Raw genomic sequence first — 8,400 nt, 5'->3', positions numbered from 1 at the left:
ACGTCTCCTGCTGCCGCCGCCGATCAGAGTGCGGTCTATTCTCGCATGGTCTCTCTGGCGACGGGCACATCAGGCTTCCGCCATGATCTCGCACTATAAAACAAGAAATCAAACGCAACTGTAGTATTAGAGCGCCGTGCGTCCTTTGGGATGCACAAAGGACGCTCTAACTTATTGAATCGACGCATCGTGCTTTCCAAAAATCGATTTCGATTTTCGGGCCGACGCTGTAGGCGATCAGCGCCTTGCGATGAATTCCTTCGACGCTTCGGCAAAATCGGGATGCCAGCGCGACAGCGGCGGGCGGTTTTCGACGATATCGCCGGCCGCCCAGAGGACGCGACGTTCGTCCGTGGCGCGATCCACCTCGTTGTCTGGGCAGAGAATATAGAAGTCGCCGCGTTCGAGCCCCGTCAACATGAATTCGACCGTCTGTTCCGGCGTCCATGCGCCCGCCGGCTTTTCCACCCGGTCACGTTTCGTAAGGCCGGTGAAGACGAAGCCGGGAATCAGCAGGTGTGCGGTCACATTGCAGTTCGGCGTATTGCGCAGTTCATGCTGCAGCGCTTCCGTGAAGGCTTTCACGCCGGCCTTGGCGACATTGTAGGCAGGATCGCCGGGCGGCGTGGTGATGCCCTGTTTCGAGCCGGTATTGATGATGAGCGAGGGCTCACCATGGGCGATCATGCCCGGCCCGAAGACGCGGCTGCCGTGGATCACGCCGAGAAGATTGACGGCGAGGACGTTGTCCCAGTTCGCCTGCGGGCCGAAGATGCTGCTGCCGGGCTGGATGCCCGCGTTGTTCATCAGCACATGCACGCGGCCGAACCGTTGCAGTACGGCGCGTTCGAGGGCGGCGATCTCATCGGGCCTGGAGACATCCGTGCCGATCGCGACGACATCCGTCTCGCCGTCCTCGGCGAGGGCGGCGACTTCGCGGCAGGCATCGGCAAGACGATCGCCTTCAAGGTCGGCAAGCACGACGGAAAGACCCAGGCGGGCGAATTCCCGTGCCGCGGCAAGGCCGATGCCGGAAGCGGCACCGGTGACGACGGCGACATTTTCCTTCTTCAGAGCGGGATGAGTAACGGCCATAAAAAGTCTCCTCTATGACGCTGCTGTTCAAAGGCTCGTCGGGATATGGTATCCTGGCCAAATCCTGTCAACATGACAGATGCGTCACATGGGACCGGCTTATGGGCAAGATGACATCGATCACCGTGGATGAGGAACTGACCGAATTTATCGACAGACAAGTCGGTGAAGGTCACTATAGTTCGGCGAGCGAAGTTGTCGAGGCGGCCCTGCGGCTGCTGCGCGACAGCGAAGCGGGAATCGAGGCTGTTCGTGCCGCAATCGAGGAAGGCGAGGCATCCGACGAGCCCCGGCCTTTTGATTTCGATGAGTTCATCGCAAAGAAACGGGCGTTGCGCCGCCAGCGATGAAAGCCCTCATTTTCACACCAAAGGCTATCGCGGATATCGATCGCATATACGATTATACTGAGGATAATTGGGGTGCTGACCAGGCTGAAGAATATACGTTTGGCATCCGCGACTTCTGCAAGGGACTTGCTGCCGGCGAGAAGACGGGTAGAAAGATCGATGAGATCAGGCATGGATACTGGGCACTTTCCTATAATTCTCATTTTATCATCTATCGCCAAATGTCTATGCGGATCACCATACGTCCGTATCCTGCATCGGCGGATGAACATCGGTCGGCACCTCTGATCCATTTCGCCGGGTTTTTCTTGCGTGCTCCAAGAAACTCGCTAAAAGTGCCGCAATTCCCGATCCGACGGTTATAACCGCCGCCACCCGCAGACGGACTTGAAATCGACATGGCACTTCCGAAAGACGTTAAAAAAGTCGTTCTCGCCTATTCCGGCGGTCTCGACACCTCGATCATCCTGAAATGGCTGCAGACCGAGCTCGGCGCCGAGGTGGTGACCTTCACCGCGGACCTCGGCCAGGGCGAGGAGCTGGAGCCGGCCCGCAAGAAGGCCGAGATGCTCGGCATCAAGGAGATCTACATCGAGGACGTGCGCGAGGAATTTGTGCGCGATTTCGTCTTCCCGATGTTCCGGGCCAATGCCGTCTATGAAGGCGTCTACCTGCTCGGCACCTCGATCGCCCGCCCGCTTATCTCCAAGCACCTGATCGAGATCGCCAGGAAGACCGGCGCGGATGCGATCGCCCACGGCGCCACCGGCAAGGGCAACGACCAGGTGCGCTTCGAGCTTTCGGCCTATGCGCTGAACCCGGACATCAAGATCATCGCGCCGTGGCGCGACTGGGCGTTCAAGAGCCGCACCGACCTGCTCGAATTCGCCGAGAAGAACCAGATCCCGGTCGCCAAGGACAAGAAGGGCGAAGCGCCGTTCTCCGTGGACGCCAACCTTCTACACTCTTCCTCCGAAGGCAAGGTCCTGGAAGATCCGTCCGTCGAGGCGCCGGAATACGTGCATATGCGCACGATTTCCCCGGAGGCCGCCCCCGACAAGGCGACCGTCATCAAGATCGGCTTCCGCAAGGGTGACGCCGTTTCGATCAACGGCGTGGAAATGTCGCCGGCGACCCTGCTGACCACGCTCAACAATTATGGCCGCGACAACGGCATCGGCCGCCTCGACCTCGTCGAGAACCGGTTCGTCGGCATGAAGTCCCGCGGCGTCTACGAAACTCCCGGCGGCACGATCCTGCTTGCCGCCCACCGGGCGATGGAATCGATCACGCTCGACCGGGGCGCCGCCCACCTCAAGGACGAGCTGATGCCGCGTTATGCGGAGCTTATCTACTATGGCTTCTGGTTCTCGCCGGAACGCGAAATGCTGCAGGCTCTCATCGACAGGAGCCAGGAGCATGTGGAAGGCGAAGTGATGCTGAAGCTCTACAAGGGCAATGTCATGGTCATCGGCCGCGAGAGCGACAAGTCGCTCTATTCGGACAAGCTCGTCACCTTCGAGGATGATCAGGGCGCCTACGACCAGAAGGACGCAGCCGGTTTCATCAAGCTCAACGCGCTGCGCCTGCGCACGCTCGCAAAGCGCAATCTCAGCAAATAAGCTAAAGGCTTTCCAAGGTTGCCGAGGCCCTCCCCCTGAAAAGAGGGGCGGGCTTTTTCATTCCTTGCGGCTGGTTGCCAGATAGCCGAGGTACCCGAGGACGGCGAGGATGTGCATCGTCGGAATGACGATGCCGAAGGCATGCAGAGGAGTTCCGATGGAGGCGGCGACCACGCCGCCGACAAAGCCGGCGCCCATCTGGATGAAGCCCATCAGTGCGGAGGCCGAACCGGCGATGTGGGGAAAGGGGGCAAGGCCCGCCGTGATGATGTAGGGCGTCACGAAGGCCGTGCCGAAGGTGCAGATCGCCACCGGCCCCATGATGGAGAGGAAGGACGGCGGCAGGAAATAGACGCAAAGGGCCATGACGATGCCGCCGCCGCCGCTGAACAGCAGGCCCAGAGCGGGCGCCCGATGCGCCGGAAGCCATTTCGACACCAGTCGCAGGCATGCCGAGCCGATCATGAAGAAGCCGGACTGCATCAGCATGCCCATGCCGTATTCGGTAGGGGTGAGGCCGACCTGGTCGATCAGGATGAAGGGCAGGACGGCCGCCTGCGCGTAGAGCGCGCCGACGCATCCGCCCAGGACGAGCGAAGTGCAGAGAAAGCGCGGAACGGTGCTGATCTCGGCATAGGCCCGCAGGAGCCGGGCCGGCTGCAGCCTGCTCCTGTCCGGCACCGTGGTTTCCCTCAGGCAGGCGGTGGAGATGAAGATCAGGATCGCGCCGAAGCCGACCATGAGCAGGAAGACCGATTTCCAGCCGAAGGCCGCCAGCGACAGGCCGCCGATGGTCGGGCCGGCTGCCGGGCCTATCGCCAGGATGATCCCCATCGTGTTCATGATGCGGGCCGCCTCCGCCCCGGTGAACTGGTCGCGCACGATGGCCCGCGACACCGTGATGCCGACCGAGGCGCCGATGCCCTGGATCAGGCGGCCGGCAAGAATCCACTCGACGGTCGGCGCCAGGACGGCGATCAGCGAACCGGCGAGATAGATGGCGAGGAAGCTCAGCGAGGCCGACTTGCGGCCGAAGGCATCCGATACCGGCCCGGCAACGAGCTGAGCCAGGGCGAAGCCGGCAAAATAAAGCGACAGCGACATCTTGATCGCTGCTTCCGTCGTGGCAAAAGCATGCACCAGCTCCGGCATGGCCGGCGTGTAGATCGCCATGGAAATCGGCCCGATCGCCGTCAGCAGGGCGCCGATGATCGTCGTGCGGCGCTCGCTCATCCGCGCAGGAGCGGGCGGCACGCTATCGGCTTTCATGGGATACGGTCTGCGGCGCCTGGGAGGGGGCGATGGCCTGGAGATTGGCGTTGAATACGGCGAGGGTCTCGCGGAGCAGGCGATTGTGCTCCTCGCTCAGTCCTTCGGTCGCCTGTTCGACGATGATGTTCAGCTCCTTTCGAATCGAGCCGATCATCTCGTCCGAGGCCGATGTCAGGGTCACCCGCTTGGCGCGCCTGTCGAGGGAGCATTGCTGCCGCTCGATCAGCCCCAGTGCCTGCAGCTTGTCGAGATAGGCGCAGAGCGTCATCGGCTCGACGCCCATGCGGGCGGCGATATCGAGCTGACGGCTGCCGTCGGCGCCGGCGATGTTCAGGAGCGCGCGCGCTTCGCCCGGGGTCAGGCCAAGGCCGGCCTGAGCGATGCGACGCTCGAAGGCGGCGCGCAGAAGACGTGCGCTGTCGACGATCAGAAAGCCCAATGTGTCCATGTCCCGGCCCCCTTCACTATGCGGAGGATTTCATAAGGCCCCCTTACTATCTTTCCGGTGCCAGGCAAATGGAAAACAGAGCCCCGGGCGCATTGACAGCGGTAAAACCTGCGGCATGATGGCTCGATCTTCCGCTGGAGTCCCCATGTCCTCTTCCCTGCTTGCCGGCGCCTTCCTTGCGGCGCTCGCCTATACGCTCATTCCAGGTCCGGCGTTCCTGGCGCTTCTCGGTATCGGAGCCGGGCAGGGGCGTCAGGCTGGGGCCTTCTTCATGGGCGGGCATCTGGCCGGAGACATTCTCTGGTCCGGGCTGGCGCTGGTGGCGATCATCGGCGCTAAGACGGTCGGTACGACCTTCTTCGACGTGCTCGGCATCGTTTGCGGGCTTTATCTCGGCTGGATCGGCTGGAGCGCGCTCAGGGCGAAGCCGAAGAAGGACGGCGGGGCGCTGGTGACCGTCGAGAGGCCTTTGCGGCGCGGCCTGATCTTCGGCCTTACCAACCCCAAGGGATATCCGGTGGCGCTTGCGACTTTCACGGCGCTGCTGGCCGGTTCCGCGGACGCGCTGGACTTTGCCGGGCTGCCGATATTGCTCGCCGTCTCGCTGCTCGGGTTTCTCACGGCGGATCTCGTGCTTATCGGCATCATCGGCGCGGGCGTCGTCCGGCGTTTCTACCGCAAGCACGAAAGAACGATCGTCCGGCTTTCCGGCCTGCTGTTCATCGGTTTTGCGCTGCAGGCGCTCTGGCATTCGGCGCCCGGCCTTTTCGGATACCGCCGCGCCTGAACCGGCGACCCCGTCAGACTTCGAGGAAGGCCATGACCGAGCGCAATATGTCGGCACGGTGCGTATTGCCGAGGGACATGGCGATTTCGAGCTGGTTGCGGTAATCGTCGTGGAAATTGAAACCGGTCTCGTCGGTCACCTGCGAGAGGTCGATCAATTGCCCCTGGGCATCGACCGCATGGCTTGGAAGCTCCTCGGAAAGCGTGATATAGGTATCCTGGTCGATCTTGCCGGCCTGATAGTTCTCCCAGGCGAGCGCACGCAGGTCCCGTGGGGTGATCTCCGAAAAATTGATCGGCGCATCTCCCGTCTCGGGCAGCTGAAAGTTGATCTGGCCATGCCTGCCTTCCTGCTGGGAAGGCTTCTCGATCTTGCCGTTTCGAGAATGTTCCCGCTGCAGGAAATGGGTAGACCAGCGCAAGGAACTAATTTCCATGGCTATATCCTGACTCATCGGATACTGTCGAAAAGTACCCACGAGTGCTGCGGTGCGTCAAATGGTTAATAACCGTTAATTATTGTGTGTGATTTCTTGTCGGGAATCGAAAGGGAAAGGTCGCATACCCTTTCTCGCCGCCTTCTCCTATATGAGTGACGACGCATCAATTTGAGGGATATTTGCATGTCTTCCAATCTTTCGCCGAACCCCGCCCTGGTGCAATGGAACGGCCATCACGGTCTGCCGCGCTTCGATCAGGTGAAGGACGAGGATTTCGCGCTCGGTTTCGATGCGGCGCTCGCCGCCCACGAAGCGGAGATCGATGCGATCGCCGGCAATCCGGAAGAGCCGACCTTCGCGAACACGGTCGTTGCGCTGGAAGTCGCGGGCGACGAGCTTTCGCGCGTCTCGGCGCTGTTCTGGGGCAAGGCCGGTGCGCACACGAATGCGGATATCCAGGCGCTGGAACGGGAGATCGCGCCGAAACTGTCGCGCCATTATTCGAAGATCGGCATGAATGCGGCCCTCTTCGCCCGTATCGACAGGCTCTGGGAAGGCCGCCAGGACCTGGGGCTGATGGTGGAAGAGGAGCGGGTGCTGGAGCGCCACTGGAAGGGTTTCGTGCGCGCCGGCGCCAAGCTGCCGAATGCGGAGCAGGAGCGGCTTGCGGATATCAACGAGAAGCTGGCGGGTCTCGGCGCCCGTTTCGGGCAGAACGTGCTCGGCGACGAGAAAAGCTGGTCCCTGAAACTCTTCGCCGAGGCCGAACTCGACGGCCTGCCGCCATTCCTGCGCGACGCCATGGCCGCCGCCGCCCGGGAACGGGGCGAGGAGGACGGATATGTCGTGACGCTGTCGCGCTCGATCATCGAGCCCTTCCTGACCTTCTCGACGCGGCGCGACCTGCGCGAGCAGGCCTTCAAGGCATGGGTGGCGCGCGGCGCGAATGGCGGCGAGACGGACAATCTCGCCATCGTCCGCGAAACGCTGGCGCTGCGTGCCGAAAAGGCCAGGCTGCTGGGATATGAGAATTTCGCGGCCTACAAGCTGGACAACACGATGGCGAAGACGGCGGACGCGGTCAATACGCTGCTCCGCCAGGTCTGGGAAAAGGCGCGCGCCAAGGCGCTGGAAGAGGAGGCAAGCCTCGGCGGCCTCATCGCGGAGGAAGGCAAGAACCATCAGGTCATGCCGTGGGACTGGCGTCACTATGCCGAAAAGCTCCGCGAACGGACGTTCAGTTTTTCCGAGTCGGAGCTGAAGCCCTACCTGCAGCTCGAAAAGGTCATCGAGGCGTGCTTCGACGTCGCCGGGCGGCTATTCGGCATCGGGGCAGTCGAAGTGAAAGGCGTCGCCGCCTACCATCCGGATGTGCGGGTCTTCGAAATCCGCGACAGGGAAGGGGTGCTGAAGGCGCTGTTCATGGGCGATTATTTCGCACGTTCCTCCAAGCGTTCCGGCGCCTGGATGAATTCCTTCCAGTCGCAGCACAAACTGCCGATGAAGAACGGCGCGAAAGGCGAGCTGGCGATCATCTACAACGTCTGCAACTTCGCAAAGCCCGCCGAAGGCAAGCCGGCGCTGCTGTCGCTCGACGACGCCCGAACGCTCTTCCACGAATTCGGCCATGCTCTGCACGGCATGCTGTCCGACGTGACTTATCCTTCCGTCTCGGGTACCGGGGTTTCGCGTGATTTCGTCGAATTGCCTTCGCAGCTCTACGAACATTGGCTGACCGTGCCGGAAATCCTCGAAAAATATGCCGTGCACTACGAAACCGGCAAGCCGATGCCAAAGGCGCTGCTCGACAAGGTGCTTGCCGCGCGCACCTTCAATGCCGGCTTCGCGACGGTGGAATTCACGTCCTCCGCGCTGGTCGACATGGCCTTCCACACCCGCGGAGCGGTGGAAGACCCGATGACGGTGCAGAAAGAGGTGCTCGACGGGATCGGCATGCCTGCCTCTATCGTCATGCGCCACGCGACGCCGCATTTCCAGCACGTCTTCTCGGGCGACGGCTATTCGGCCGGCTATTATTCCTACATGTGGTCGGAAGTGCTCGATGCCGACGCCTTCTCGGCCTTCGAGGAGACGGGCAACGTCTTCGATCCGGTGATGGCCCGGAAGCTCAAGAACAACATCTATTCGGTGGGCGGATCGATCGATCCGGAGGATACCTACAAGGCTTTCCGGGGCAAGCTGCCGGACCCGCAGGCGATGCTTCGCAAGAAGGGGCTGGCCATGGCGGAGGAGCTTGCCGGCAGCGACGCATGACGCCATTCAGTCGTTTCGGGAATAGGTCCCATCAAAACAATTGGTCAGCAGAATCAGTGGGTCTCGTGTAGGTTCCGCCCACTCCTCTGACCGGGGGAGATTCTCTTCGTCAG

9 protein-coding genes are annotated in these 8,400 nt (G+C 61.8%); 5 read left to right on the top strand and 4 right to left on the bottom strand.

Annotation, left to right across the window (positions count from 1 at the left end; translation table 11 throughout):
- Positions 1-237: 237 nt before the first annotated feature.
- Positions 238-1,095, bottom strand: a complete 858-nt coding sequence (locus ACFFP0_RS30520; RefSeq protein WP_377265996.1) for an SDR family NAD(P)-dependent oxidoreductase — start codon at positions 1,093-1,095, stop codon at positions 238-240.
- Positions 1,096-1,109: 14 nt separating this feature from the next.
- Between ACFFP0_RS30520 and ACFFP0_RS30515 the strand changes: the two genes are divergently transcribed.
- Genes ACFFP0_RS30515 through ACFFP0_RS30505 form a run of 3 tightly spaced genes read left to right on the top strand, consistent with a single transcriptional unit; the run spans position 1,110 to position 3,067 of the window.
- Positions 1,110-1,445 carry a type II toxin-antitoxin system ParD family antitoxin gene (locus tag ACFFP0_RS30515; RefSeq protein WP_377265995.1) on the top strand — a complete coding sequence of 112 codons (336 nt, stop codon included), beginning with the start codon at positions 1,110-1,112 and terminating at the stop codon, positions 1,443-1,445.
- Positions 1,442-1,810 carry a type II toxin-antitoxin system RelE/ParE family toxin gene (locus tag ACFFP0_RS30510; protein WP_377265994.1) on the top strand — a complete coding sequence of 123 codons (369 nt, stop codon included), beginning with the start codon at positions 1,442-1,444 and terminating at the stop codon, positions 1,808-1,810. Before ACFFP0_RS30515 ends, ACFFP0_RS30510 begins: the two co-directional genes overlap by 4 nt.
- 33 nt (positions 1,811-1,843) lie before the next feature.
- Positions 1,844-3,067, top strand: coding sequence for an argininosuccinate synthase (locus tag ACFFP0_RS30505; RefSeq protein ID WP_377265993.1), 1,224 nt, complete (start codon positions 1,844-1,846; stop codon positions 3,065-3,067).
- Positions 3,068-3,124: 57 nt separating this feature from the next.
- Here ACFFP0_RS30505 and ACFFP0_RS30500 read toward each other — a convergent pair whose 3' ends face one another.
- Both ACFFP0_RS30500 and ACFFP0_RS30495 read right to left on the bottom strand, forming a co-directional pair.
- The gene (locus tag ACFFP0_RS30500) at positions 3,125-4,300 is read right to left on the bottom strand and encodes a multidrug effflux MFS transporter (protein ID WP_377265998.1); all 1,176 of its coding nucleotides are present in this window, start codon (positions 4,298-4,300) and stop codon (positions 3,125-3,127) included.
- A 22-nt stretch (positions 4,301-4,322) separates the two neighbouring features.
- Positions 4,323-4,787 (bottom strand): MarR family winged helix-turn-helix transcriptional regulator, encoded by a 465-nt coding sequence (locus tag ACFFP0_RS30495; protein ID WP_377265992.1) that lies wholly within the window; start codon positions 4,785-4,787, stop codon positions 4,323-4,325.
- A gap of 145 nt (positions 4,788-4,932) precedes the next feature.
- Here ACFFP0_RS30495 and ACFFP0_RS30490 point away from each other — a divergent pair, with 145 nt between their 5' ends.
- On the top strand, positions 4,933-5,574 hold the full coding sequence (locus ACFFP0_RS30490; protein WP_377265991.1) for a LysE family translocator: 642 nt from the start codon (positions 4,933-4,935) through the stop codon (positions 5,572-5,574).
- 13 nt (positions 5,575-5,587) lie between these two features.
- Here ACFFP0_RS30490 and ACFFP0_RS30485 read toward each other — a convergent pair whose 3' ends face one another.
- Entirely contained in the window at positions 5,588-6,010 is a 423-nt protein-coding gene (locus tag ACFFP0_RS30485) for a hypothetical protein (RefSeq protein ID WP_377265990.1), read from the bottom strand.
- Positions 6,011-6,196: 186 nt separating this feature from the next.
- Here ACFFP0_RS30485 and ACFFP0_RS30480 point away from each other — a divergent pair, with 186 nt between their 5' ends.
- Entirely contained in the window at positions 6,197-8,287 is a 2,091-nt protein-coding gene (locus ACFFP0_RS30480; RefSeq protein WP_377265989.1) for a M3 family metallopeptidase, read from the top strand.
- Positions 8,288-8,400: the final 113 nt, after the last annotated feature.

Origin of the sequence: Neorhizobium puerariae (genome assembly GCF_042429745.1) — a bacterium.
Taxonomy (GTDB): Bacteria; Pseudomonadota; Alphaproteobacteria; order Rhizobiales; family Rhizobiaceae; genus Neorhizobium; species Neorhizobium puerariae.
Note: the sequence above shows the minus strand (reverse complement) of the source record. Positions and strands in the feature narration are given on the sequence as shown.

Coding starts and splice junctions, on each gene's coding strand:
- ACFFP0_RS30520 (WP_377265996.1), bottom strand. CDS start 1,095: ATGGCCGTTACTCATCCCGCTCTGAAGAAGGAAAATGTCGCCGTCGTC.
- ACFFP0_RS30515 (WP_377265995.1), top strand. CDS start 1,110: ATGACGCTGCTGTTCAAAGGCTCGTCGGGATATGGTATCCTGGCCAAA.
- ACFFP0_RS30510 (WP_377265994.1), top strand. CDS start 1,442: ATGAAAGCCCTCATTTTCACACCAAAGGCTATCGCGGATATCGATCGC.
- ACFFP0_RS30505 (WP_377265993.1), top strand. CDS start 1,844: ATGGCACTTCCGAAAGACGTTAAAAAAGTCGTTCTCGCCTATTCCGGC.
- ACFFP0_RS30500 (WP_377265998.1), bottom strand. CDS start 4,300: ATGAGCGAGCGCCGCACGACGATCATCGGCGCCCTGCTGACGGCGATC.
- ACFFP0_RS30495 (WP_377265992.1), bottom strand. CDS start 4,787: ATGGACACATTGGGCTTTCTGATCGTCGACAGCGCACGTCTTCTGCGC.
- ACFFP0_RS30490 (WP_377265991.1), top strand. CDS start 4,933: ATGTCCTCTTCCCTGCTTGCCGGCGCCTTCCTTGCGGCGCTCGCCTAT.
- ACFFP0_RS30485 (WP_377265990.1), bottom strand. CDS start 6,010: ATGGAAATTAGTTCCTTGCGCTGGTCTACCCATTTCCTGCAGCGGGAA.
- ACFFP0_RS30480 (WP_377265989.1), top strand. CDS start 6,197: ATGTCTTCCAATCTTTCGCCGAACCCCGCCCTGGTGCAATGGAACGGC.